This is a genomic window from Treponema sp. OMZ 803 (genome assembly GCF_024181165.1).
In the GTDB taxonomy this organism is placed as follows: domain Bacteria; phylum Spirochaetota; class Spirochaetia; order Treponematales; family Treponemataceae; genus Treponema.
In genome coordinates this window covers 2,608,998-2,633,730 of the sequence record NZ_CP051195.1, presented here as the reverse complement: position 1 = coordinate 2,633,730, position 24,733 = coordinate 2,608,998, and the positions used below count along the sequence as shown (strand labels likewise).

The following is a 24,733-nucleotide window of genomic DNA, read 5'->3' as shown; positions in this document are numbered from 1 at the left end:
GAATTTGAAAACGCACTGGTTAAAAACTATACAAACATCCTCGTGTTATTTTAGGTATTATACTCGGCATTACGCTTTTTTTTGCGTTGCAGCTTCCGCGTATCCGATTTGATAATAATAATTTTCGTTTTATACCGGAAAGCGATCCTGCACGAATAGCAGATGCCGAGATGGCAAAGATATTCGGGGATTCGGTACCGCTCCTCATCGGTATTCAACGGCGTTATTCAACGATAATTGATTATAAATTTTTAGAAAAGATGCAGGAGTTGGATAAGCAATTGCTTGCGTTGCCACTTGTAAAAAGTGTCGTTTCGCTTACGACGACAACCCATATCGAAGCTGCAGGCGATTCAATTGTAAGTGGAAAACTTGTGCCGGAACATTTAACCGGTTCGCCGGAAGAATTGAACACAATTACCGAACGACTTCGCTCGTTGGATACCTATAACCGCAGTTTGGTTTCCGACGATTTAAAAGCAACACAGACTATTATCTTCCTTAATGTAAAACAAGAAGAAAGCGGCTCACCGGAAACGATTGCCGTGTCGTAAAGTGATGAGTATCGCGGAGGAATGGGACTTTCCGGATTCCGTTGCCTACGTAACCGGAGCGCCGGTATTCAGCGAAATTGTCAACGAAGCAACAAGTCATGATTTAATGTTCCTTGTGCCTATCGTCGTCATCGTAGTGGCGGGGGTCTTGTTTTTCGTTTAGAAGATTTACCGGCGTTCTTGCCGCTGCTCACCGTTATTATTTCATGTATTTGGGCAATCGGTGCGATGGCGTTGCTGCAAATTCCGTTGACCATCCTTTCGACGGTACTGCCCGTTATTCTGATTGCCGTCGGCAGTGCGTATGGCATCCATGTTATCAATCACTATTTTGATGAAGTAACACAGAGTAAGGAAATCTCTCGAGAAACTCACTCAGCGCAGATTGTTGAAGCTATGTCACGGGTTATTCCGCCGGTTTTTTTAGCGGCGCTTACGACCTTTGCAGGCTTTGTCTCGTTCTTATTTTACAAGCGTCGTCCCCATTTTGAGTTTGGTATATTTTCGAGCTTCGGTGTACTTTCTGCCTTTATCGTTGCGGTAACGCTTATCCCGGCAATTCTTATTTTGCGTGGCCCCCGTAATCCGACCATCGGAGGGCGTTTCGGCGTTCAACCGAGCCATACCGGTATTATCGATCGGATTATTGCCGATACACTGATGATTGTCCATGCACATAAACGGAGCGTGCTGCTGATCAGCCTTGGTTGTATCATCTTTGCGGGGTTGGGAATTTCAAAACTCGTTATCGATAACGTATTAATGGAATACTTTGAACCGGATGTACAGGTCGTTCGATCCCCTTTATCCGCGAAAATTTCGGCGGTTCTAAATTGCTGAATTTAATTATAAAGGAGAGAAACAAGGGGATGTTATCCGCCCTGACGTATTGCAGGCAATCGATTCTCTTGCCGTATATGCGGAAGAATATTCCCTGAAGTTGGAAAAGTTACCTCACTGGCGGATGTTATTAAACGGTTCAATCAGTGTATAACGCGGATGCGCCTGCGGCAGGACTTACGCCTACCGGTGCAAACTCTACCGAAAAGGGAGAAAAGATACGTTTGGAGATTTTGGCGACTTCGGAGATGCTGACACCCTCATGGGGCTTTGATAATATTGGCTCATGGAGGATATTCGGAACCGCCCGTTTCTGACATCCAGTGAAACAGGGCATGCTACTATGGAAACACAAAAGAACCGGTATATACTTTCCCGAAGTCATCGAAAACTTGCAGCTGCTCAAGCAGCCCGCCACGGCAGATATGTTTCCGCGACCGGTCGATGCGTTAAAGAAAGATATCAATTATAAAGGCGCTGCCTACTACGAAATTCCTACGGATCCTCAAAAATACGGCAAAGAGACGCAGGAAGAACTTTCAATGCTTATCCAAAATTACCTTCTGCTTATGGGTGGTAACGTACAGGATTTTATCGATGACATACATACCCCTGCTACGCTTAAAGTAAATATTCAGCTCAGAACGGTCGGTCAACACGATAGCGAACAAGCCTTGCAAGCGATAATGGCGTATGTTAAGGCCAATTTTCCCAAGGACATATCCGTAGAAGCAAACGGCTCATTGTTCATCGAACAGTCGTTAAATACCCGTGGTACAGTCTCAGCTGATTTCCGTGGCGGTATCGTTCGGTATCGTATTTCATTTTAGCGATTTATTACCGGTCTATTATCGCCGGTATTATCGGAATTATCCCGTTGATGATATCCGTTGCGCTGAACTTCGGGTTTATGGGAATTGTCGGTATAAAACTCAATATCGGGACGGCGATGGTCGCGAGTTTTGCAATCGGTATCGGTATCGATTATACCATCCACTATTTGGCGGCTTATCATCATGAATATACCAAACGGCGCGACGACCGGAATTTTCTTATCCATACATTCTACGGTTCGGGCAAGCAATCCGTTTAATGCGGTATCCGTCGGAGCAGGCTTTGCCGTTTTAATGCTTTCAAAGTTTAATATGCTGTCAGAACTCGGCTTGCTGATTGCCTTGGTAATGGCGACGAGCTCTTTCGCAAGCTTAACGGTACTACCGACCATTCTTTCGATTGTGCCGCGGTTTATTACGAAGCCGCTGCCGGGGATAGTACAGAACCGTAGGCTTTGATATCTTTAAAAGATTTTATGGAGGTATATAACGATGAAAAAATTACTAATGCTTTGTTTTTTATTGCTCTGCAGCATCACAGTGCTTTTTGCCGAAGAAACCGCTGAATCCATTATGAAGGGAGCTCCGTCAAAAATAACGATTGAAACAATCGGGACGCGGGCAAAGATGGAAATCCAACGAAACGGCACGACGATGGCGGAACTATTAGTCGATCAATATTCCGCAAAAAGAAAATGATCACCGCACCTTTTTGGAAATCAAAGCGCCTGCAAATGTAAAGGGGACACGTTTTTTGATGATTGCAAAAGACGGAGTTACCGATCAGCGGATTTATCTACCCTCGCTTGGAAAAGTACGCCGTATTACCGGTGAGTCGGAAGGAACCGAAAGTTTTTCGGTACCGATTTTTCATATAATGACATGTCGTATTTGCAGCGGGACAGCAGTTTGATATGTATAAACTGCTGCGCGAAGAAGAGTATGGCGGAACTCTGTTATGTTATTGAAGGTATCCCTAAGGATACAAAATCGGAATATTCTAAAACCAATGGGTAGAAAAAATACCAAACATCTGGTAAAATTGCCTTTATGATCGAAAAACGTATTGGTAAAAATCATGGAAATGAGCAATTACGAGACAACCTAAGGTGTGGATACCCCGCGGGTTAAAATGACCACCTTTGCAACAAATACATCGACAACCATTAACATTATAAAATGCAATATAATATGAATATACCCGATAAGATTTTACTCCGCGTTATTTGGAGCAAGGTCGTTAAGTTTCAGCGTAAAAATAACCGGTATAACCTCTAGGCTATACCGGTTCATTCGCGCGAGCAGTTATCTGCCGTTTTTCGGTTGGGCCTGCGCTAACAGCGTAGGCGTAATTATTCAATTACAGCAACAATATCGCCAGCCTTTAATATCAAGTATCTTTCGCCATCGATCTTAATTTGTGTCCCTGCATATTTATCATGCATCACTTTTGACCGACCGATACCTTAATCTTTTCTTTATCATCGCCGACGGCAACGACAACTGCCGTCTGTGTTTTTTCCTGTGCGGTATCGGGAATGATAATTCCGCTTGCGGTTTTAGTTTCTACCTTATCGACTTTACTAAAACACGGTCTGCTAATGGCCGTACTTTCATGTAAGAACCTCCTATCATAATGTACTTTTCGGTAGCAAAAAAATATGCCCCGCTTGGCATCCGGGGGCATTTTAACCGGATACGACTGTGTCAATTTAACCCAGTTTTACTTTTATTCATACTGAGTGTGTCATTTGAGCCGTATAAGGTTGAGTTAAATATACAAACAAAGATGTAAAAGGCAAGTTTTTTCCATTTTATGATTCCATGTCTAAAATGTCCGTAATAAGGCGACTTTGTAGCTGTTTTTGCCTTAATTATGCCATATTTGTATAGAGAAAAACTTGGCATCTTGTTTGCTTTAATAATTGATATACAGGGTTTAATCAAGGTGATTGATAAAGCACCTGATCGGCGAGTTCCCGCTGCATTGCACCGGAAAACCGTATAATTTCATTTGCAAGGAGTTTTGACTATGGAAAGAATACAGAATACGCGTACGGATAATAATATCTTTGCAACTTATTTGAGAGATAAACAAGATACCGCTGTTGTCGGTAGAAGACGAGGTAAAATACGCAAAAGCAGCTGCCGCCGGAGATGAAAAGGCAAAAATTGATTGAATCGAATTTACGATTCGTGGTCAATGTCGCAAAAATATCAAAATAAGAATATCCCGATTATGGATTTAATCAGCGAAGGTAATATCGGGTTGATGAATGCTGCCGACCGTTTTGATCCCGATAAGGTACAAGTTTATTTTGTATGCGGTATGGTGGATCTGCCAAGCATTAAAAGCTATCTGCGAAAAATCTCGCATGATCGACTTCCGTTAAACAGAGCAAACGAGTTGGTACAGATTGAAAAGCCCGCAAGATTATGAAAGAGGAAGTGAACCGGAAGATAAAGAACTTACAGCCATCGCTCAAGATCTTCGCATTGAACCTGAAATGGTACGGACAATTATGAATGCTGCCCGTGACCCTGTTTTGGATGCACTGATATTTAATGATAACAACGGTGCCAGTACCGGCGATTTTGTTGAAGATACCCGCTATATGCAGCCGAAAGCTATGCACTTGATATCGATCTCCGTGAGAATGTCGATGCGTTGCTCGCATCCCTTGACAGAACGGGAGGCAGAGATTCTCCGCTACCGCTTCGGCTTAAACGGGTATGAGCAGCTTCGTTAAAAGAAGTAGGTGTACGGTTTAATTTAACCAAAGAGCGTATTCGCCAAATCGAAAAAGGCGCTTGAACGGCTTGCAGTCGATAGGTCATCAGCACGAACTTGAAAGCTTCTGCTGCATAAGACCGCGAAAGTTTGAGGTTATTCTGCTACACTGGGTATACGGTACTCCGGTGTATATCTTCTTTCGACGGCATCGCGCAATGAACGCTCAATATTTGAGAGCACCGCATTGCCGGTTTTACTGACGAACAGCACTTCATTAATTGTTCCAGCCGACATCCCCGGAAATGCGATAAAGTCGACCGGTTTTCCAACAAACCGAATTTCAGTCGGATCGGCAGGAAAGCCGGGGAAGAACGCCGCAAATTGTTCGAGAGTTGTCCGTTTAGTACGGCTCGCGACCGTTTAATGGCATCTCGAGCTGTTTTAATTTCTGCTGTGAGGTGTCTGCTGGCAATGAGTTTACCAATCTTCGTTCCAAGGAAGAAAACAATAATGAATAGAATTCCGTAGTTACTAAAATAATAAGCAAGAACTTTACTCTAACGTATCAAGCATGACTCCCCCCAAAGAATTTCTTTACCGACGTAATATATCGTGTTATTGTGAGTATCGGTTGTCCGTTGTATTCCTAAAGGATTCTATAAAATATCCGATATAAGAGTTGATTTTTCTACGAAATTGAGGCGTTAGTGTATGTATCGTATAGTATCTGTACCGTGTTGCTGCTATTTTATTGTTATCCATTTCTTGTGCGTCCAGTGCCGCAAGGTATTACTGTATCACCGGTAATCCAATCTAAGTGGAGGTTCTGAACAAGAATACTCGAAACGATCTTCTCAAACAGAGGGATTGGGTAATAAAATTACCGAGACATCGTCAGAGACGCAAACAGCTGTACGGCTGCTTCAGGGCTTACACAGGCTGTTGAAAATCACGATGTACATAAAGGGTTTGCATTGTTTAGTACTCATTTATGAATCGTGCAATGGGCAAGAAGTTGATGCGAGCCCTATCGATGCCTCGCAATCGAATAAAACCGTTATTGAGTCTATTTCCATAGAGGTGATCAATAAACCCGCACCTGTGAATGCCGGATCTCCGTTCACAGCCATTTACAGCACGTATTGTCATTACCATACCCGGAAAACAGTTCCGCTTGATAATTATCCTATCACCGTTCTCACCCATCCGCCGGTACAGGCAGCAGTTTAAAAGAGAGTTTGTACGGACGGATTCCGATGGTTTTATACTTTACACCACCCACCCCAATCGAGCATGTGATGGGAAACTTTTATTTTGTCTTTACCCGGTAAGAGCGGATACCGCTTTAATTAATGGCGCAGACGATAATTCATCCGTTTTTCCTTATAAAGTTGCAACAACGGAGAAACGGATACCGTCTATTATTGCTATTCTTGATTATGATGAAAATAATGCGCCTATTTTTCCAGTAATACAACCTCGACACGACTTTATAATGGCGGAAACGCGGTTTTACTAGGGTTGGGCTTGATGAATATCGTGAACTTGCTAATGCGGATGACACTTGTTATCCAGTTGCGCAGGCGAAGATCGGCGCTGCTGTCGATCGTTTTATTTTCGGAAGAACATATATTACGGTAAATACAGAAGATAATATCATGTTTACCTGTACCCATACGGGCTTGATGTATCTATTTGGGATTTTAAACAGGCGCGGAAAATAAACCGATTTACCTTTACCCATACTGCAAAAGCTAAAACAAAAACTCAAGCAATTTCGCTTGCTCGTGCTGGATTTGGGTGAAGGGATTGCCGAAACATTCAACTACAGTCTGTAAGGCCTGTAAGGCTTTTTATCCCCTTGCCGTGAAGGCCGAATCAGCTTATACTTTACAGTATGAAGCTTTTTGTTGTGCGGCACGGCGAAACAGACTGGAATGTAAAAGAATTGGCATGCGGCGTTTCGGAATCTATGCTAACGGAAAAGGGGCGGCTACAAGCGCAATCCGTAGCCACTCGGTTAAAAGAAGATAAAGAAAAAAATAATATCACGACAATTTATGTATCTCCGCTCAAAAGAGCGAGGGATACGGCAGTATATATTGAACAGGCATTACAGCTTACTATTCTAATACCCACTTACAAGAGATAAATTTCGGTGATTTCGAAGGAAAACCGTGGAATAGTCCCGAGTTTTTATATATTCATAAAAATCCTTTTTTAAAATTTCCTGCGGGTGAATCCTTTGCACAGGTGGCGCACCGTGCATACAGTATTATAGAAGACGTAAAGGATAAACATACAGGAGCCGGTAATATTCTTTGTCTGCCATGGCGATGGCAGCGGCTATTTATACGTATTTTAAGCCTTTCAGCAGAGGAATTCATTGCGATTGGAAATTAAAATTGCCAGCTGCTCGAGTTTGATTTGTAAGAATGGCGGATGCTGCTTTCTCCAACCTGAAAATATTGTTTGAGAGAAGTTTGCATTTCGGGAAAAACGGAGCTTCAATAAGAGCGGGCATATCCGCCGGTCTTGAGGCGGAAAATACAACCGCCACGCATGGAGTAAATAGTGCTTGCAGGTAGGCAGCGGATTCCCACCGCGGTATTTACGATCCCCAACCAACGGATGGTCTGCGTTCGCGCTTATGCTTTCGTATCTGATGTTTTTACCGGTAATAAGCTTTAAACAGTATCAGCGACGCATCAATCCCTATTGTAGCTCAGCGAATAACATTGCGGATAGTTTTAGCGCTTTCGTCTCGACGGTAATAAGCTGTGTTTGCAGATTACCGCGTACAACGCCTAAATAGTAATTTGCCTACCGTTTTTCCGCAGACATTGAAAACCATTGCGCCCGGCAAGGTCTGCGAAAACAGAGCACACCGGTAGTATCTTTATCCAGCCGGTGCAACGGCCCTGATTTAAAAGAAAGGCTTCGCAGAGGATGACTAGCGGAGCTGGTAGAAGGCGGTATATCGGCGGATAATTGTGCCGTAGCATCGGAAAGTAGCGTGTCAATGCCAGTGTTCCCCATGCGGGAATCCCGCCGGCTTATTGACAATGAGCAAGTCGGTTGTTTTTAACAAGATCGGGATATCGGTATGAATGCGAGTTTGCCTGTTTGAGACACGGCACCGTTTGCCGGAGATATGGTTGGGTGCTGATTGCTTCCATACCGGTCGTTTTTCAGCAGAGGAGTGTTTCGGAAATCGATAATGTATCGCCTACTGCTGTCCGGTAGTTAAGCAATTGTTCGCTTGCCGTTGATGCGGATGGACTTTACGGATTGCTGCATACAACGTCGAAAGCGGAGGTCCGCCAGAAATTTTCTGATTACACGGTCGCTGCCTGCCGGCATCGTTTTCCGAAAGAATAAATTCCTTTTCCCGCGGCTGATACCAGTTGTTTAAATAGCGGAGCTGCTTTTCCCCTGCGTCCAGCACTTCGTTCGCTCAATAAGGAACTGCTCATACCTGCCGCAAGATTCGAAATGAACGAGACGCCGCAAACACGCATACCGGCATGGCGGGCAGCGACCGCTTCTACAGCAGTACCATACCAACGGTATCGGCGCCGAGCATCCCTGCCAGGCGAACTTTGCGGCGTTTCATGCTTCTATCCGGTGAATTGACAATATACCCTCTTCAGGGGAATATGGGCATCTGCTGCCGCTTTGATATGTATTCGGAGATCTCTATCATAAACTTGAGTCATATCGGGGAAGCGCACACCGAGTGTTTCGAAGTTTTTCCCGATGAGTGGAGAAGGCACAAGGCAGGTGATATGATCGGTAATCAGCATAAAATTACCTGCGCTGAAGTTTTTGTTCGCCCCGCCTGCCGCATTGGTTAAAAAGAGGATTTCCGCCCCCATCATTTTCATAATCCTGATAGGAAGCACCACATCGGTCATCGGATATCCTTCGTAATAGTGGATTCTCCCTGCATAACGATAGGAATTTCTCCTATTTTTGCAAATACAAATGCGCCGCGGTGTCCCGGTGCTGTAGAAAGCGGGAAATTACGAATGGAAGCATACGGAATAGCCGCGTCAATCTCCAATTCGTTCGCCAGATCACCCAGTCCGGAGCCAAGCACTAGTGCGATCTTAGGGGGTACGGAATGATCTTTGATATTTTTAAAACATTGTATCAATTTTCTTCAGCAGTCATATAGTTTCCTTTAATCATCTATACCGGTACCCGTCAACAGGCGTTCTATGTCGGCAAGCTTGTAATACGACTCGCCACAGTCTTGCTGCGTCCAGCCATTTTGTATCATATTGAGTGTTGCGCGGTAAAGTTCAAGCAACCATTGAAGACAATAGTTAAGGTTCAAAGATTACTGAATGCCATATTGCGGTACACTTTATCGGCAGTCGCCATTTTAGTATTTGCTTCGGCAATCGAATTAATATTGGAGACATCGCGCCGGACTAAATAGATAAAACGGGCAAGCGCATAATGTCATAATAGAGGTCATCAAGATGAAACCCTTGTAAGACAAAAATCATCGGAATGTTCGGTCAAATCAACTATGTGTCGTGATAAATCAATATTAGAAAGAATTTGTGCAAAACAAAGGACGTAAGAAACGCGTTGCGATATTTTCATTGTAATGCCGCCCAATTCTTACGATTATTTCAGCGATAATTCTATCATCCACTAACATGGACTTTACTATATATCAGTTCACAGGTTTTTACGTATAAACATCTTACATAGAAAACTTTCTTCATCTGGGCAAAACATGATGTCTTTCCTCAGCTTCGGTGTCCGGCTCATGGTACTGCACCAGCTCCGCAGGAATTCTTCCAAGAACGGTGAGGGGCTGCACCCAGCAAGCCCGCTGTTGCCTACGCCGAGTCCGGCAGCTTGTAATAATGAGTTTGTCGCGGGCGCGGGTAATGGCGACATAGAACAGGCGGCGCTCTTCCACATCTCCCGCATTTTCCATACTACGGGCATGGGGAATAATGCCTCGGCGCCAGCGATAAACACCACCGGGAACTCCAACCTTCGCTGCGTGGATGGTCATGATATTCACCTCGCCGGTATCTTCCTCATTTGGTCATCGCGGCTCAACAGTGTGATGCGATTGAGATAAGTATACAGCGAAGGGTCAAAGTTTGTCTCCCACGTGTCGATGGACTGCAAGAGGCTTTCGATATTCAAAACTTAAAGCGCGCCGCTTTTCGTTTTTCTGAAATTCCTGCGTCAAATAATCAAAATACTGAATGCGCTCTACGAGTTTCCGTACCTGTTTGCCAAGCCCTTCCCGAAAGCAGCTGTTTCCGTTCGGAACTTATCAGCTCGACAAATTCCTCCAAATCGGCAAGGCTCTTTCGCGGAAGTCATCCGGCGGACGCTCAAGCAGCGCATGAATCGCCATGCGGATAGAGCATTCTTTCCGTTGCGATTGCGGAGAGCACCAGTGTTTTTCCAATACCGCGCCGCGGTGTTGATAATACGCAAGAGGTTAATATCATCGTCGGGATTCGCAATCACCCGCAGATAGCTGATAATGTCTTTAATTTCGCGCTGAAAAGCTCGTGCCGCCGGACATCCGGTACGGAATATTGGCATCGAGGAATTTTCAATCGCGCGCCCTAAGCCGTTGGTGCGGATCAAAACACCGAAGTCCGCATATCCGGTTCTCGCGCAGCTTCCGTAAGGATGGTGTCCGCAATAAAACAGCCTGCCGCCTCATTCTCCGGAATAAAATTTCAATCGGCTTACCGGAGCCGTTCCCCGACCACAGCGCTTTTTCCTTCCGGTTGGTATTGTGAAATCACCCCGTTCGCAGCCGCCAAAATCGTACCGGTGGAACGGTAATCTGCTCGCTTAATCTCCACCAGATGCGGGAAACTTTCAAACAGGCGGATATTTTCTATAATTCGCCCCCGCCACGAATAAATAGACTGATCATCGCCTACCACGCAGACATTATCATCCGCAATCAAATGCAGAATACTCGTGTCCTGAACTCATCCACCATCACATACCGGTAGCGGTTCTTGTACACCGCAAGCAATATCGATGTCTGCAAAAAAGTTTAATCGGCAGCATAATCAAATCGTCAAAATCCACCGCATTAAACAGCTTGAGTCCTGCGATTCGTTGTAGCAGACCGCCGTCTGCGCCGTAAAGTTTTTCTGCCCCGTCTTATCTGAGAAAACAGCGTCCCCACACCGTACAATATCGAGCGTTTCCGTATTTTCAGTTCCTTTGCTGACTTAATCAGCTGATTGCGGTCTACCCGTCGTAAATGCTAAAGTTCTGCCGCCAGCCCAGCCGGTCAATATATTCCCGCAGGATTTTCCCCCAGCGCGTGAAAAGTACTAATCGTTAAACTTCTTTACCCGTCAGCTCTTTAATCCGCTGCTCCATCTCCGCGCCGCCTTGTTCAAAGTCAACGCCAAAATCTGCGACTGAGGAAATCCCGCTTTCCAGCATGTGCGCAATCCTAAACGTAATCACGCGCGTCTTCGACCCCGCCCCCGCAATAATCAGTAACTCTACCGTTAATCGTATTGACCGCCTTCGCCTGCTCAGGATTTGTTCCGTATTCATAAGAGAGGAGTATAGCATAAAAGGTTGGAAAAAGATATGGAAGAAGTGGGGCTTTTTAGTTGGTATTTGGTGGGGAAGTCTCCCTGATTAAAACTTGCGCCATGGACGCAGGAGAAATGATTAGCGATGTTTTGCGAAACGCAAATTGCGCCCATCATTTTACACGGACGTAAAATGATGGGCACCGATCCGGCTTCCTGTTTGAACCTGCCGGAAACATTTCGGCAGCTCTATCTTGAGCCGGTGTTTTTCCCTCACGGTCAAAACCGGCTTCGCTGTTTCTGTGTTCAAGCAGGCGATCCTCCGCTACCCCCCAGTACCGACATGGATGGCGGGCGGATAGAAACGATGTTTTAAACCTTTTTCAGCATATTGGTAATATGGACGTTACAAATTACCGAAACATCGCTACTGCGTGGAATCACCGCCGTCCGTGGTGGAGGAAATGGCGGGTGTTTAACCGCACGAATAAAATTACAATGCTATTTGCAGCCTTTGTTTTAATGCGTTTTGCAGCCCTGTGAAAAATTGAGGTTTGCATTTTCCGCTGCCCTGCAGCCAAGCAGGTAGTAAGTTTTACGAACACTTTGTCTTGTATCAAATATTTTTATCGGTTTTATAAGTGTAACGAATCAGCATCTTCCGATATGAATATTCCCGGCATAGGAGCCGGTAAATATGATAATCTCATTGAAACGTTGATGAAAAGAGCGTGCCCCGCGCGATTCAGCTGCTGAAGATTTAAAAATACGAACAGCAAAATGCTATTTGGCGAAAGATAAACCAGTTTTCTACCGAAATTCGTGAAAAAACGCGGGAGCTCTATTCATTTAATAATCCTTTTATAGAAAAGACTGTTACTTCTTCTAATGAACGGGCAATAACGGCAACCGCATCGCGAGATGCCCGCGAACAAACCTTTAAAATATCCATCAATCAAATTGCACAAGCGGATTCTTTTATCACAAGAGGTATCGAAAGACTTTCAAGTTCCAAAAGGTGTATACACCTTTACCGTCGGTGAAAAAAAATTTTCACTAAATTGGCAAGGTGGAAAATACCGGAGTTTTATCGATGCTGTTAATAAAAAAGGGAAAGATATTATCAGGATTTCGGAAATAAAGACTTCGCCCAGTGCCATTTCGCTACTTTTTGAATCACAGCTGACAGGGGAAGCTAATAAACTGGAATTTTCCGATGACGCACTATCCTTTGCGCTTGAAACCGGGCTGATAAAAAAAAATGACCGTCCTGCCGTTGACGCCGAAAAAACGGAGGCGGTAATCCCCACCCAAACAACGGAACGTATTGCGTTTTCAAACCCGGTACGCAGTTCGCAACACTATGTGTTGGAATACACTGTATCTTTGCAAAGCGACGCTGAGGCGGCCGCTCCGCTTTCCGCATCCGGGGCCACTCCTCTCTCAAGCGAAGAAGCTATTTACGGGCAAGTTGGTTCCGTGTCGTATAAGGGGGTAACTGTAACCAATGCGCCGAGTGATTCAGGTATTGCGTCTGAAACGCTCGGACTTAATACAAAACCTACTGCACCTGTGGAAGACTACGGTGTGCTGTCTTTAGTTTCACCGCGTGGAACGCTTATTCCGTTACCTGCATTGGCTGATACGACCGAACTTCAAACCTTCAGTATCCCACTGAGCGAATACGGCGATATTACCGGCATCGCCGTGCACAATAACAACACCGATAAGACCGTATCGATAGCTCAGATCAAAGTATATGACCCTAAAGCGACCGGTGAATACATACCGGTTAATCCTGTTTCACAGGCGCAAGAAGCAGTGCTTACGTTTGAAGGTATTCCTGTAAAACGGAGTACAAATAAGATTGACGATCTTATTCCGGGCGTAACATTAAAGCTTGAGGATAAAACGGATAAAAAAGAAAGTATCAGTATTAAACCCGACACGGAAGCAGCAAAGAACGCCATCATTGAATTTGTTGCAAAGTACAATCGGCTTTTGGCGGAAATCAATATCGTAACGAGTAATCAGCAGAACGTTATCGACGAGATCGAATATTTTACTGATGACGAACGCAAAACGGCGAAAGAAAACCTTGGTGCTCTTTTCGGAGATACGACGCTGTCTCTTTAAAGAATAATCTACGCCAGATTGTTGCAAATGTCTATCGAAAGAACGCCGATACCCCGATAAGGACGTTATCTCAGATCGGCATATCGACAAAGTCTGACGCAAGCTCAGGCCTGAACGAAGCGCGGCTTCGCGGATATTTGGAAATCGATGAAAAGAAACTTGATGAAGCCTAAAAGATTCGATGGAAGATGTCCGTTACCCTTTCGGATATGATACCGATAATGATGTGCTAATTGATGATGGTGTTGCGTTTCAGGTGTTTAAACAGATAGATCCATACGTTCAGCGGGTGGAATTTTTCTACCCGGACAAATGGACTGGCAGCTCAAATTAAAACGAGTAAGGATAAAATTGCACGGTACGACAAGGCGCTTGAAAAAAAAGAGCTGGAGTTACGGCAAAAATATGGGAATATGGATGGGGCTTTACGGAACTTGCAAAAACAGTCGGATATGATCAATAATTTCAGTAGACAAAATAAAGGCAGTTCTGACAACTAGGATACAGTGAATTATTCATATGGTTGCCGGGAAGATGATATTCGAGGAGTATGGCTATAAATGATAATAAAAATTAATGGCGAAGAACTTTCATACACACTGGAGAACGAAAAGACCGTTGGCGAGGTATTAGGCAGTATTGAGGAGGCCTGTTGTCGTGAACATGAGACAATCGTACAAGTAGCGGTTGATGGGAAAGAGTTGAGTTCCCATGAGCTTGATTTGCTATTTAAACAGCCCGTCGATGCAGATATCACTATTGAACTTTCAACATTCTCCGGAGTGGAAATTCGTAATTACATGAAAGGCTTGACGCAAGAGTTGTCAAAATGTGCAGATGACTTTGAGCAGATTCCTGTATATATGCAAACAGGGAAAGATATGCAGGCACTTAAATTGCTTGGAGTGTTTTCAGAAAAATTGAATGAACTGTACCGGTCATTACTTTTATCTGATGTAACGGAACTCCCTTTCGATATACAAATTGAAGGGAAATCAGTCCATGAGTATCAGAAAGAAATAACAGCGCTATTGCGCGATATCGTATCGAGTATTGAAGAAAAAGATATTATTCAAGTTGGTGATTTAGCAGAATATGAATTGGCTCCTCTTGTCAAAACTTTGATAAATGGGGTATCATTAACCCTAAATTAGATGGAGAGGAAAGTAGTGCTTGTAGAAGATATTATCGATATTGAAAAAAAGAATTCTCTCATCTATTATCGGGAAGAATTTGAGGCTACCGCTGTTTACAATATTCTGGAAAGAGAACAAAAAGGGAAAATAGACTTTTTAATTGAAGTTAATCCTATCGGTCAAAAACAACTCTTCGTACAGCTTATCGATAAACCGGATTACCCTGTGTTGCCTATTCGTCTTGCATTAAAAGAAAAAATACAGCATTTGATTGATTCTGCCGCTCTGCCGCTTTAGAAAGATAAGAAACGCTGAAAGTGCAACATATTTCTAAGATCTACTGTTGGAAGCGGTATTGCTGTCGGACGATGAATGTGAGTAATATCGGGGTATTTCTAAAAGACTTTTTTTAGTAAAGCCTTGTTAGGTTTGGAGCAGACCATGGATGAATATTATATCGAAGGCGGTTTTCCCGTAAAGGGTACCGTTAAAGCAAGCGGAAATAAAAATGCCGCGCTCCCCTGTATCGCTGCCGCCGTTCTTACTGATCAGCCTGTTACGTTAAAGAATATCCCCGAAATTGAGGATGTTTCCGTGATGTTCGAAATCTTTAAATCGTTCGGTGGGACAATTGTTAAACTTACTCAAAATGAATATACGCTGCAATTAAAAACCGTAACCGATTATGAAGTCCCGGTGCCTCTGGCTCAAAAAATACGAGCTTCCATTTTGTTTGCCACCGCTGCTGGCTCGCTATGGAAAAGTTATGATGACTCCGCCCGGCGGCGACGTTATCGGGCGGCGGCGGTTGGATACACACTTTTTAGCGCTAACTGAACTAGGCGCGCAGGTAAAAATAAATGGGCACTTTTTATTTACGGCAAATAAGCTTATCGGGCAGGATATCTTTTTGGATGAAGCATCCGTAACCGCGACCGAAAACGCGGTGATGGCTGCAGTAACCGCCGAGGGCGAAACCGTTATCACCAACGCGGCAAGCGAGCCGCATATTCAAGACCTCTGCAAGCTGTTGAACGCGATGGGGGCAAAGATTAGCGGTATCGGCTCAAATATTCTGACCATACATGGTGTGCGGCAGCTGCACGGCGCTGAATATCGCATTGGTGCCGATTACATGGAAGTTGGCTCGTTTATCGGGCTTGCGGCGGTAACACACGGCTCGCTTACCATCACCGATATCAACCCGCCTGATATGCGGCCGATAAAGCTTGCATTTAACAAGCTGGGTATCCGTTGGGAAATCGACGGAACAAGTCTTACCGTTCCTGCACAACAGAGCTTAAAAGTAAACTGTGACCTCGGCGGCATGATTCCAAAAATCGATGACGCACCGTGGCCGGGGTTTCCTGCAGATCTTACCAGCATAATGGCTGTTATCGCTACGCAGGTGGATGGCACGGTGCTTATCCACGAAAAGATGTTTGAATCTCGTATGTTTTTCGTCGACAAACTTATCGGCATGGGTGCCCGCATTACGCTTTGCGACCCGCACCGTGCTGTTGTTACCGGCCCAAGCACTTTGCACGGTTCGGAGCTGGTTTCTCCCGATGTGCGTGCGGGAATGGCACTCGTCATTGCTGCCTGTTGTGCCCGCGGCGAAAGCCTCATCCGGAATGTGTACCAAATCGAACGCGGCTATGAACACCTCGTTGACCGGTTCAGGGCGCTCGGCGTACACATCGAGCGAAAGCCGGTCTGCGTATAACAATTGCATACAAATGGTACCTTTGCTATACTTTCCCCGATTATGAAGTATACACAGCTGCCTGTTTATGAACAAAAGGCACGTATTTTAGAGAGCTTGGAACGCCATCAGGTTATTGTCGTTGAAAGCCCTACCGGATCGGGGAAAACGACCCAGCTGCCGGTGATTTTACACGAGGCGGGCTATACGCAAACCGGTATGATCGGCGTTACCCAGCCGCGGCGGATTGCAGCTCTTTCCGTCAGCGAATTTATTGCACATCAGCTGAAGGTTCCGCTCGGCGATACGGTTGGCTACAAGATGCGGTTTGAAGATCATACCTCGCCGAGCACTAAGATAAAGATTATGACCGACGGGATTCTCTTGCAGGAGCTTAAGCTCGACCCATGGCTTAGCAAGTATTCCGTTATTATGGTAGATGAGGCGCATGAGCGCAGTTTGAATATCGATTTTATCCTTGGGCTGCTCAAGCGGATTTTGCAGGAGCGGCATGATTTTAAGGTGATTATCTCGTCGGCAACTATCAACACCGATATGTTTTCGATGTATTTTAACGAGTGTCCGGTTATTAAAATCGATGCGATGACCTATCCGGTTACGCTCATCTTTGATCCTCCTGCCATCACCGCCTCTACGGAAACGCTTGCCGCCGAAACCGCACTGCTCGATAAAATCGCGGTGATTGTCGGGCGGATTTTAAGCGAGGGTCGCCCCGGAGCAGTCCTTGTGTTCCTCCCCGGTGAACGAGCGATTAAGAACTGTATCGAGCGGCTCTCGCATGAGTCGTGGTTCCGCAAGCTCTATCCGCTGCCGCTGTACGGGCGCTTGAGCAAGGAAGAGCAGGAGCGGGTGTTTAAGTCCCCGCCATTCGGGAAAAAAAAGATTGTTATCGCAACAAATATTGCCGAAACCTCTATCACCATCAACGATATTGCGGCAGTCATCGACTCCGGCTTATCAAAGCTGAATTTTTACAACCCCTTTACCTACACATCGAGCTTGGACGAAGCGCCAGTGTCGAAGGCATCGTGTAATCAACGGCGGGGACGCGCCGGGCGGACGCAGGAAGGGGTATGCTACCGCCTCTACACCCGCAAGGATTTTGAAACCCGCGTTATGTACACCACGGAAGAAATCTACCGCACCGACCTCTCGGAGGTGGTGATGCGGATGGCGGAGCTGGGTATCTACGACTTTGCGAACTTCGATTTTATTTCCCCGCCCGGCAAGAAGGGCATTATCGGTGCAGTGGATACGCTCAATATGCTCGGCGCGTTGGAGAGCGATAATAGCCTGAGTAAAATCGGGCAGATGATGTGCCTCTTCCCGCTTAGCCCGCGTCAATCCCGTATGATCGTAGAAGCGGTGCTCTATTATCCTGAATCGATTGAGGATGTATTGATTGCCGCGGGCTTTTTATCGGCGCGCAGCCCCTTCCTCTTCCCCGACGGGCATGAGCTTGAAGCGAGAAAAGCCCACGCAGCATTCCGCGATCCGCTCGGAGACTTTGTGTCCTTCCTCAAGGTCTACCGACAGTATATGCAAGCGGAAAACCAAAAGAAGTTTTGCGACCGCTTTTACCTCGACGAGCGGATTATGGCGGAAATTGCCAACATCAAAGAGCAACTGGAGCTGATTGTCTCCGATATGGGCGTGCCGATCCTCTCCGGCGGAAAACCCGCGGATTACTTGACGGCGGTTGCCCGCGGTATGATCCAATTTGTGTGCGCTGCGCAGGGGCGGGATGTGTACCGCAGCCTTACCACCGAAAAGATTTCCATCCATCCGGGTTCCTGTATGTATAAGGAGCATCAAGCCTTTATCGTTGCGGGGGAGATTGTACGAACGTCGCGGATGTATGCTATGTCGGTGTCGCCTCTTTCCAAAGACATTGTAGCACTGGTCGCCCCTGCGCTCCTCGACAAAAAAGCGGCGCAGCAAGTGCGGGCAAAGGCCGGTACTGCTGAAGGCAAGGTTGATAGGGCTGCAAGCGGAACCGGAAAAGGCAACGGTAAAAATGCACAGGGCGCCGGTGTGTCCGGTAAGCTCTCCGGCAGCAGCGGAAAGGCTGTAGGGCAGGGGAGCCGCATCAGCAGCACAGGTGCGATCGGTGAAAAACATCCGCAGACGGTCTCCATTTGTGGAACACCGTATATCGTACAAAAAATGAAAGGTAAAAAACAACTGTTGCTGCCGTGGGAGCAGTTCAGCCGTACGATAGAGCAGCTGCGGGCGGAGCGGCAACAAACCGGTAAAACGGATGCCGATTGGGATACACAAAAAGGTACTGCTGCCGAAACGGTCGGCAGCAGTCAGGAGGTCTCCCCTCTTGAAAACGGCAGTATTGTCTATGACGGACGGCTGGAGCAGCTGAAAAACTTGCGGGCAAAAATCACCTTCGGCAGCTATGAGCTGTTAGCCGGAGAAAAGTTCGGCTTGGTGTTAAGCATCGCTGAAGCCTTTCCGCTCCAGCCCCTTGATTCGGAAACACCGTTCCCGCGGACTAAAAACTTCACGCTGCCTGATGACACAACCGCCCTGCTGGAGCAGCTGCCGCTCATCTTCCGCACGGTTGCGGCAAAGCAGAAGAGCAAACAGCTTGGCTTTATCACCCTGTTCAACGACGATAACGGTACGTTCTGGCTGAAAACTTCGCGCGGTTTCCATACGGCTCTGCACGAAAACCTTGCCTCCTGCAACAGCTCATCGACAGTGCAGGTTCAGAACTGGATGAAGCGCAAACCGCAGCGGTCAACAGTCTCTACAGCAAAATTGCAAAACTGATATAGGCGATCGGTATCTGGCTTATCAACCTGACACGATAGCCGTAGAAGGCGGGCTTTACACCGCCGGTGAAATATGTAATAGTTGCGGATGTGAGGAGTTAATGATGGAGAAATTCGTTTCATGGGATGTAAGCTATGATGTGGGAGTGCCGAGTGTCGATAAACAACACCGCCACTTAGTAGATTTGATCAATAGCTTATATAATGCTTGTTTAGGGGAAAGGGCTGAACTTGAAGCAACATTTAGAGATGTGATGAAAGAGTTGGTAGATTATGTAATGATCCACTTTAAAGATGAAGAAGCCATCATGGAACAAATAAATTATCCAGGGCTGAAAGAACATCGGCAAAGCACGAACTGTTTGTTAAAGAAATTTTAAAATCCGTCAATGCCTACACAAACGGCAAACAACTTGTTCCAAATTCATTTGTCCGCTTTTTACGTGATTGGCTGTTTAATCATATCTTAATCGACGATAAAGCATGGGCACGTTATTACTTTTCACTTAAAAAATAAAACGGTAAAAGGCATCTGTAAAAGCTGGAAACTTTTACGGATGCCTTTTGCATATTACCAAACTTAGCGGGTAACGATACGGCTAAATCGTTTTTTACCGGCGCGTAGAATAAGCTCTCCCGCTTCGTCCAAGGTGGCGGCGGTAATGACGGTTTTAAAGTCGGTAACCGATTTGCCTGTGACAAGGGCACCGCCTTGCTCTATTAAACGACGGGCATCACTCTTGGTGGCACATAAACCGCTTTGAACAAATAAATCGACAATCGAAATTCCTTGCTCAAAAACGCTGCGGTTTATTTTCACCGTCGGCATAGCGGTTTTATCGCCACCACCACCGAATGCGGCTTTAGCGCCTGCAAGCGCCGTGTCCGCTTCGTCTTTTCCATGTATTTCTTTAGTAACTTCCCATGCGAGTCGCTCTTTTGCCTCGTTAATATTGCCGGCACAAATACGGTCAACCTCTTCGATCGGCAAAAAGGTGAACAGCAGCATAAAGCGGCGAACATCGGCGTCGTCAACATTCCGCCAATATTGAAAAAAGTCGAACACAGGAGTCATCTCTTTGTTTAAGAAGAGCGCTCCTTTTTCGCTTTTTCCCATTTTTTTACCGTCGCTACGGGTAATGAGCGGGAAGGTCAGGCCGAATACCTCATCGCCGGTCTTACGGCGGACTAAATCAACGCCTGCGACAATATTGCCCCATTGATCGTCGCCACCTATTTGCAGGCAACAATGATGTTTTTGATGCAGCATTAAAAAGTCGTAGCTTTGCAGCAGTTGATAGTTGAACTCAAGGAAGGACAACCCTGTTTCCATCCGTATCTTGTACGCCTCAAAGGAAAGCATTTTGTTAACCGAAAAACAGGAGCCGATGTCTCTAAGGAAATCGATATAGTTTAAATCGGCCAGCCAATTTTTGTTGTTTTCTGCAAAGGCTGTCTTTCCGTCAAATCCGATAAATCGGTCGAGCTGCGCTTTTATCTTTTCAACATTTTCATCAAGTTGTTGATAGTCCAGCATTTTACGCATTTCCCCGAAGGGTCGCCGATGCGCCCCGTGCCGCCACCAAGCAGTGCAATACCGATATGACCTGCATCGCGTAAATGCCGAACTGCAAATTGAGGAACAAGGTGCCCGATATGCAAACTACCGCCGGTTGGGTCGGTACCGGTGTAAAACGTGATCGACCCCTTATCCATTAACGCGGATAGTGCTTCTGCATCAGTGCATTGCTGAAAAAATCCGCGGTCTATTAACGTCTGCAAAGCTTTATTCATAACCGGATAATAACCCTTTTTACAAATAAATGCAACTTTTGCACAGAACGATCGTTTAAAATATTTCAGATGTGAAAACCCTGAGCAAAGCCGATTATCCTATTCACTAAAACCGTTAAATGAGGTATCATTTTAGCCGTTTTATGAAAAAAAGGGGGAATCCGTTATGGATATTCAATCGGTATTAAAAAATCTACACCCGCTTGAAATCAAGGTATTAAAGAACTTTAAGATAGGCGAAGGATTATATGCGAAAAAACTGCAAGAGGTTTTGCAGTATAAAGAAGGTCATGCAAATCAGGCCTTTTCATGGCTCAAGCTCAAAGAATTAGTAAAAGAAAAAACGAGAAAGACAACCGTTGTCTACGAATTGACGGAGCTTGGCAAAGACTATGCAAAAAACGGATTGCCTGCCGAGCGGATTATCTTGTTGTTAAAGGAAGCAGGGCCGCTCAAGCTGCCCGAAATCGCGCAGAAACTCGGTTTGCAGAATAAGGATGTCGGCTCTTCCTTCGGGGAGCTTTCCAAAGCGGGCTGTGCCGCGATGAATGATGAGAAAAAAGCGGCATATATAAAGGACCCTGACGATAAAAACTTCTTACTGAAAAAAGCGCTGCTGAAACGTGCCGCGGAGGCTGCCGAATGTCGTCTGCCTGAGGACTCTTTAACGGAGGACGAAAAGACCTGCATCGCCGATATTGCGAAAAAACGCGGCGCTGCGGATGCCGCATTCAAGATTATTGAACGGGACGAGATTGTTTACGCCTTCACGGATATGGTTGCCGCAGTGCAGAAGGCGTTGAATGCGGCGGGCATTACCGGCGATGAAACGGGACAGCTGACTTCCGAAAGCCTTAAAACAGGCGCATGGAAAACACAAACATTCCGCAGCTATAATATCCAGCTGCCTCCTGCCCGCGTTATCCCCGGCAGGACAAACCCCTACGTTGATTTTTTAGAGAGTGTCAAAGATAAACTCACGTCGCTCGGCTTCGAGGAATTTGACGGGCCGCTTGTCGAAACGGATTTCTGGAACTCCGATGCGCTCTTTATGCCGCAATTCCACGCAGCCCGCGACATTCATGATGTGTATTACCTAAAAAATCCCACACACGCAAAAGCTATCGAGGAACCATTTCTTCCCGTGTTGCGGAAATTCATGAAACAGGCGGGGACAGCGGCAGCCGCGGCTGGAACTATCACTTTGACCGCGATTTTACCCGGCAGCTTTTGCTCCGCAGCCAAGGCACGGTATTGTCCGCTCATCAGTTGGCAAAGGCAAAAATCCCGGGCAAATACTTCGGTATTGCGCGCTGCTTCCGCTACGATAAGGTAGACGCAACGCACCTCTCCGACTTTTACCAGACGGAAGGTATCGTCCTCGGTGAACAGGTCAACCTGCGAACGCTGCTCGGTATCCTCAAGATGTTTGCCGTCGAAATTGCCGGCGCTACCGAAGTGAAATATGTCGGCGGGTACTTCCCCTTCACGGAACCTTCTATAGAAGTGCATATCAAGCATCCGATACTCGGCTGGTTTGAGCTGGGCGGCTCCGGCATCTTCCGCCCCGAAGTTACCAAGGCAATGGGCATCGACGTTCCCGTCCTGGCATGGGGTATCGGCATTGACCGTATGGCGCTGATGGCATTGGGACTCAACGATTTACGCGAGCTGTTCAGTACCGATATCGAAGGTGTCCGGCTCCGCAGATAGCACGAAGCAGCGGTATGAAGCAATGCGGTAAAAAAGTGCGCGTAAAACAAAAACGATAATCTATGAACCGGAAATCTTCTTTACTCAAAAGCGGTATCAGCCTGTCCGTACTCACCCTTGTGTCGCGGGTTTTGGGGTTGATACGGGAAATGACCAAATCAGCTTTCCTCGGCACCGGCCCCCTTGCGGACGCCTTTACCGTTGCCTTTATGATTCCCAACCTGCTCAGGCGTATCTTTGCCGAAAACAGCATGACCGTTGCGTTTATTCCTACTTTCCAGACCTATCTGGAGGAAGAAAAACGCAATACGCCGGATGCAAAGGCGTCGATGAAGGAGTTTCTTTCCGCAACATTCACCATGCTGTCTTTTGCCGTAACGGGAACCGTCATCATCGGGATTTTGTGCAGCGGTCTGATTATTGCAGTATTCTTTCCGAAAATCGGCGACTTTTCCGCAACGGTGCTTTTGACACGCATCATGTTTCCGTACCTGCTGCTTATCTCCATTGCGGCATTCTTTCAGGGGATATTGAACGGCGTCCGCAGCTTCTTACCGACGGGAATTACGCCGATTTTGTTTAACCTGTCCGTTATCGGATGTACCTTTGTACTCGCAAAGCCCTGCGGTAATCCGGCGCTTGCAATGGCAATCGGTGTGGTAATCGGTGGCTCCTGCCAAATGCTGTTTCAGCTCCCCTTTGTGCTGCGCGCAGGCTTTTCGTTTAAGCTGATACCGTTCCGGCGCTGTGTACAGAATGCCGGAGCGCGGAAAATACTGCGGCTGATTGTGCCGACCTTGATAGGTACGGCGGTGTATCAAATCAACGACCTCGTTTCCACGGCGCTTGCGACATATTCCGGAGTTGGGGTTGCGGCAAGTTTGCAGTATTCAATCCGGTTACAAGAACTTATTCTCGGCATCTTCGCCGTTTCCGTCGGCACGGTTATCTTGCCCGACCTTTCCGCCCATGCGGTTAATAAGCAATGGGAAGTATTTCAAAAACTTTTGCTGAATGCCACAAAGATTATTGCGCTGGTAACCGTCCCTGCAACGATTTTCCTGCTCTGTTCGGGTGAACATGTCATCATTTTGGTGTATAAGAGCCGCCGCTTTACCGACGAGTCTGTCCGGCTCACCTTGCAGGCCTTTCAGTGGCATATCGCAGGGTTGTTTTATTGCATTAAACAGGATTTTAACCTCGGCTTTTTATGCGCAAAGCGATACCAAACGTCCCACGATTGCAGGCATTGCGTGTTTCGGAATCAATATTGTGCTTGCGGCGGCTTTGGCGAGCATTATGCAAGGCGGCGGTATCGCGTTGGCACTGACCGCTGCGAGCGCCGTCAACACCGGCCTTCTGCTGTATTTTCTTACCAAAAGCGATTCGATGATCGATGTACGTACATTGCTTGTATCGGCGACCGGCTTTACCGTTAAGATACTGCTTTTTTCGCTGATTGCCGCCGCTCCGCTGTATTTTTTCGGAGCACGGCTCTACGACCCGTTAGCGGCATACCCCCGTATTATCGCACAAGGACTTCCGCTCTTTATCAGCGCCGCGCTTTTCGCACTGATTATTTTGACGCTGCTTTTGATAACGGGAGATTCCTTATTAAAGACTGCCGTACAAAAAATACGGCAGCGGTAAACGCATTAGGCCTTATTCTTTTTCATATCCGCCACGGATGGCGGTGATACTAATCAGCAGCAAGTTTTTTGCTAGAAAAACTTGACACGAACATTGTACAAGGAAGTACAATGTTCGTGTTCCCCGCAGAATGATTGGGGCTGTTCAACCTTTCCTTTTGAAAACAGGCGGGCATCTACTTCGTTATTTCACAAAAATTAGTCCTCGACGTGCAAAAAGCACGCCTGTGGGTAATTTTTGTTCATGCCTCGTATCTGCCTCACCTCTTTTCAAA

At 46.2% G+C, this 24,733-nt stretch carries 25 protein-coding genes and 9 pseudogenes; 24 read left to right on the top strand and 10 right to left on the bottom strand.

Annotated features, from left to right (window positions below; all coding sequences use genetic code 11):
* The first annotated feature begins 170 nt into the window (after positions 1–170).
* The 8 genes and pseudogenes from ABH09_RS12085 (at position 171) to ABH09_RS13085 (ending at position 3,244) form a co-directional block, all read left to right on the top strand.
* Positions 171–554: a hypothetical protein gene (locus tag ABH09_RS12085; RefSeq protein ID WP_253714599.1), complete on the top strand. Its 384-nt coding sequence runs from the start codon at positions 171–173 to the stop codon at positions 552–554.
* A gap of 4 nt (positions 555–558) precedes the next feature.
* A complete protein-coding gene (locus tag ABH09_RS12080) occupies positions 559–717 on the top strand; it encodes a hypothetical protein (protein ID WP_253714598.1) in 159 nt (52 codons plus the stop codon).
* 17 nt (positions 718–734) lie between these two features.
* The gene (locus ABH09_RS12075; protein ID WP_253714597.1) at positions 735–1,394 is read left to right on the top strand and encodes an MMPL family transporter; all 660 of its coding nucleotides are present in this window, start codon (positions 735–737) and stop codon (positions 1,392–1,394) included.
* Between the two features lie 335 nt (positions 1,395–1,729).
* On the top strand, positions 1,730–2,224 hold the full coding sequence (locus ABH09_RS12070) for a hypothetical protein (protein ID WP_253714596.1): 495 nt from the start codon (positions 1,730–1,732) through the stop codon (positions 2,222–2,224).
* A gap of 50 nt (positions 2,225–2,274) precedes the next feature.
* Complete coding sequence (locus ABH09_RS12065) at positions 2,275–2,487, top strand: hypothetical protein (protein WP_253715780.1); 213 nt, start codon at positions 2,275–2,277, stop codon at positions 2,485–2,487.
* 34 nt (positions 2,488–2,521) lie between these two features.
* Positions 2,522–2,686 carry an MMPL family transporter gene (locus ABH09_RS12060; protein ID WP_253714595.1) on the top strand — a complete coding sequence of 55 codons (165 nt, stop codon included), beginning with the start codon at positions 2,522–2,524 and terminating at the stop codon, positions 2,684–2,686.
* Between the two features lie 33 nt (positions 2,687–2,719).
* Positions 2,720–2,926: a hypothetical protein gene (locus ABH09_RS12055; protein WP_253714594.1), complete on the top strand. Its 207-nt coding sequence runs from the start codon at positions 2,720–2,722 to the stop codon at positions 2,924–2,926.
* 58 nt (positions 2,927–2,984) lie between these two features.
* Positions 2,985–3,244: pseudogene (locus ABH09_RS13085) on the top strand (outer membrane lipoprotein-sorting protein).
* 335 nt (positions 3,245–3,579) lie between these two features.
* Here ABH09_RS13085 and ABH09_RS12045 read toward each other — a convergent pair.
* Positions 3,580–3,844: pseudogene (locus tag ABH09_RS12045) on the bottom strand (co-chaperone GroES).
* A 415-nt stretch (positions 3,845–4,259) separates the two neighbouring features.
* Here ABH09_RS12045 and ABH09_RS13080 point away from each other — a divergent pair.
* A pseudogene (locus ABH09_RS13080) lies at positions 4,260–5,042 on the top strand (RNA polymerase sigma factor RpoD/SigA).
* A gap of 72 nt (positions 5,043–5,114) precedes the next feature.
* On the opposite strand, the pseudogene ABH09_RS13075 reads toward ABH09_RS13080, so the two are convergent.
* Positions 5,115–5,502 (bottom strand): annotated as a pseudogene (locus tag ABH09_RS13075) (Holliday junction resolvase-like protein).
* 428 nt (positions 5,503–5,930) lie between these two features.
* Between ABH09_RS13075 and ABH09_RS12030 the strand changes: the two are divergent.
* From ABH09_RS12030 to ABH09_RS12020, 3 genes are all read left to right on the top strand, one after another.
* A complete protein-coding gene (locus ABH09_RS12030) occupies positions 5,931–6,191 on the top strand; it encodes a hypothetical protein (protein ID WP_253714592.1) in 261 nt (86 codons plus the stop codon).
* Between the two features lie 667 nt (positions 6,192–6,858).
* The gene (locus ABH09_RS12025) at positions 6,859–7,113 is read left to right on the top strand and encodes a histidine phosphatase family protein (RefSeq protein WP_253714591.1); all 255 of its coding nucleotides are present in this window, start codon (positions 6,859–6,861) and stop codon (positions 7,111–7,113) included.
* Complete coding sequence (locus tag ABH09_RS12020) at positions 7,074–7,364, top strand: histidine phosphatase family protein (protein ID WP_371922161.1); 291 nt, start codon at positions 7,074–7,076, stop codon at positions 7,362–7,364. Before ABH09_RS12025 ends, ABH09_RS12020 begins: the two co-directional genes overlap by 40 nt.
* Positions 7,365–8,190: 826 nt before the next feature.
* On the opposite strand, the gene ABH09_RS12015 is transcribed toward ABH09_RS12020, so the two are convergent.
* The 7 genes from ABH09_RS12015 to ABH09_RS11985 all read right to left on the bottom strand — a co-directional run bounded on the left by ABH09_RS12015 (position 8,191) and on the right by ABH09_RS11985 (position 11,537).
* Complete coding sequence (locus tag ABH09_RS12015; protein WP_253714590.1) at positions 8,191–8,409, bottom strand: hypothetical protein; 219 nt, start codon at positions 8,407–8,409, stop codon at positions 8,191–8,193.
* Between the two features lie 172 nt (positions 8,410–8,581).
* Positions 8,582–8,878, bottom strand: a complete 297-nt coding sequence (locus tag ABH09_RS12010; RefSeq protein WP_371922115.1) for a phosphorylase family protein — start codon at positions 8,876–8,878, stop codon at positions 8,582–8,584.
* Entirely contained in the window at positions 8,875–9,120 is a 246-nt protein-coding gene (locus ABH09_RS12005) for a nucleoside phosphorylase-I family protein (protein WP_253714589.1), read from the bottom strand. Before ABH09_RS12005 ends, ABH09_RS12010 begins: the two co-directional genes overlap by 4 nt.
* A 579-nt stretch (positions 9,121–9,699) precedes the next feature.
* Entirely contained in the window at positions 9,700–10,002 is a 303-nt protein-coding gene (locus ABH09_RS12000) for a 3'-5' exonuclease (protein ID WP_371922160.1), read from the bottom strand.
* A gap of 206 nt (positions 10,003–10,208) precedes the next feature.
* Positions 10,209–10,550, bottom strand: a complete 342-nt coding sequence (locus ABH09_RS11995; RefSeq protein WP_253714587.1) for a 3'-5' exonuclease — start codon at positions 10,548–10,550, stop codon at positions 10,209–10,211.
* Positions 10,551–10,699: 149 nt separating this feature from the next.
* Positions 10,700–10,927 carry a UvrD-helicase domain-containing protein gene (locus ABH09_RS11990; RefSeq protein WP_253714586.1) on the bottom strand — a complete coding sequence of 76 codons (228 nt, stop codon included), beginning with the start codon at positions 10,925–10,927 and terminating at the stop codon, positions 10,700–10,702.
* Positions 10,928–11,312: 385 nt separating this feature from the next.
* Entirely contained in the window at positions 11,313–11,537 is a 225-nt protein-coding gene (locus ABH09_RS11985) for a UvrD-helicase domain-containing protein (RefSeq protein WP_253714585.1), read from the bottom strand.
* Between the two features lie 126 nt (positions 11,538–11,663).
* Here ABH09_RS11985 and ABH09_RS11980 point away from each other — a divergent pair, with 126 nt between their 5' ends.
* The 10 genes and pseudogenes from ABH09_RS11980 (at position 11,664) to ABH09_RS11935 (ending at position 19,819) form a co-directional block, all read left to right on the top strand.
* Entirely contained in the window at positions 11,664–11,894 is a 231-nt protein-coding gene (locus ABH09_RS11980; protein WP_253714584.1) for a hypothetical protein, read from the top strand.
* Positions 11,895–11,917: 23 nt separating this feature from the next.
* On the top strand, positions 11,918–12,061 hold the full coding sequence (locus ABH09_RS11975; RefSeq protein WP_253714583.1) for a hypothetical protein: 144 nt from the start codon (positions 11,918–11,920) through the stop codon (positions 12,059–12,061).
* 242 nt (positions 12,062–12,303) lie between these two features.
* Positions 12,304–12,561, top strand: coding sequence for a flagellar cap protein FliD N-terminal domain-containing protein (locus ABH09_RS11970; RefSeq protein WP_371922159.1), 258 nt, complete (start codon positions 12,304–12,306; stop codon positions 12,559–12,561).
* A complete protein-coding gene (fliD, locus tag ABH09_RS11965) occupies positions 12,479–13,654 on the top strand; it encodes a flagellar filament capping protein FliD (RefSeq protein WP_253714582.1) in 1,176 nt (391 codons plus the stop codon). Before ABH09_RS11970 ends, fliD (ABH09_RS11965) begins: the two co-directional genes overlap by 83 nt.
* 17 nt (positions 13,655–13,671) lie before the next feature.
* Positions 13,672–13,827 (top strand): flagellar filament capping protein FliD, encoded by a 156-nt coding sequence (fliD, locus tag ABH09_RS11960; protein WP_371922158.1) that lies wholly within the window; start codon positions 13,672–13,674, stop codon positions 13,825–13,827.
* Between the two features lie 387 nt (positions 13,828–14,214).
* Positions 14,215–14,808: a hypothetical protein gene (locus ABH09_RS11955; protein ID WP_162664539.1), complete on the top strand. Its 594-nt coding sequence runs from the start codon at positions 14,215–14,217 to the stop codon at positions 14,806–14,808.
* Positions 14,809–14,823: 15 nt separating this feature from the next.
* Positions 14,824–15,087 carry a hypothetical protein gene (locus ABH09_RS11950; RefSeq protein WP_044013914.1) on the top strand — a complete coding sequence of 88 codons (264 nt, stop codon included), beginning with the start codon at positions 14,824–14,826 and terminating at the stop codon, positions 15,085–15,087.
* A gap of 144 nt (positions 15,088–15,231) precedes the next feature.
* Positions 15,232–16,516, top strand: a pseudogene (murA, locus tag ABH09_RS11945) (UDP-N-acetylglucosamine 1-carboxyvinyltransferase).
* Positions 16,517–16,558: 42 nt separating this feature from the next.
* Positions 16,559–19,300 carry a helicase-related protein gene (locus ABH09_RS11940; RefSeq protein ID WP_253714581.1) on the top strand — a complete coding sequence of 914 codons (2,742 nt, stop codon included), beginning with the start codon at positions 16,559–16,561 and terminating at the stop codon, positions 19,298–19,300.
* Positions 19,301–19,406: 106 nt separating this feature from the next.
* Positions 19,407–19,819: pseudogene (locus ABH09_RS11935) on the top strand (bacteriohemerythrin).
* Positions 19,820–19,882: 63 nt separating this feature from the next.
* Here the strand turns inward: ABH09_RS11935 and tyrS are convergent.
* A pseudogene (gene tyrS / locus ABH09_RS11930) lies at positions 19,883–21,096 on the bottom strand (tyrosine--tRNA ligase).
* A 166-nt stretch (positions 21,097–21,262) separates the two neighbouring features.
* Here tyrS and ABH09_RS11925 point away from each other — a divergent pair.
* Positions 21,263–22,809, top strand: a pseudogene (locus ABH09_RS11925) (phenylalanine--tRNA ligase subunit alpha).
* A gap of 62 nt (positions 22,810–22,871) precedes the next feature.
* Positions 22,872–24,459 (top strand): annotated as a pseudogene (murJ, locus tag ABH09_RS11920) (murein biosynthesis integral membrane protein MurJ).
* Positions 24,460–24,733: the final 274 nt, after the last annotated feature.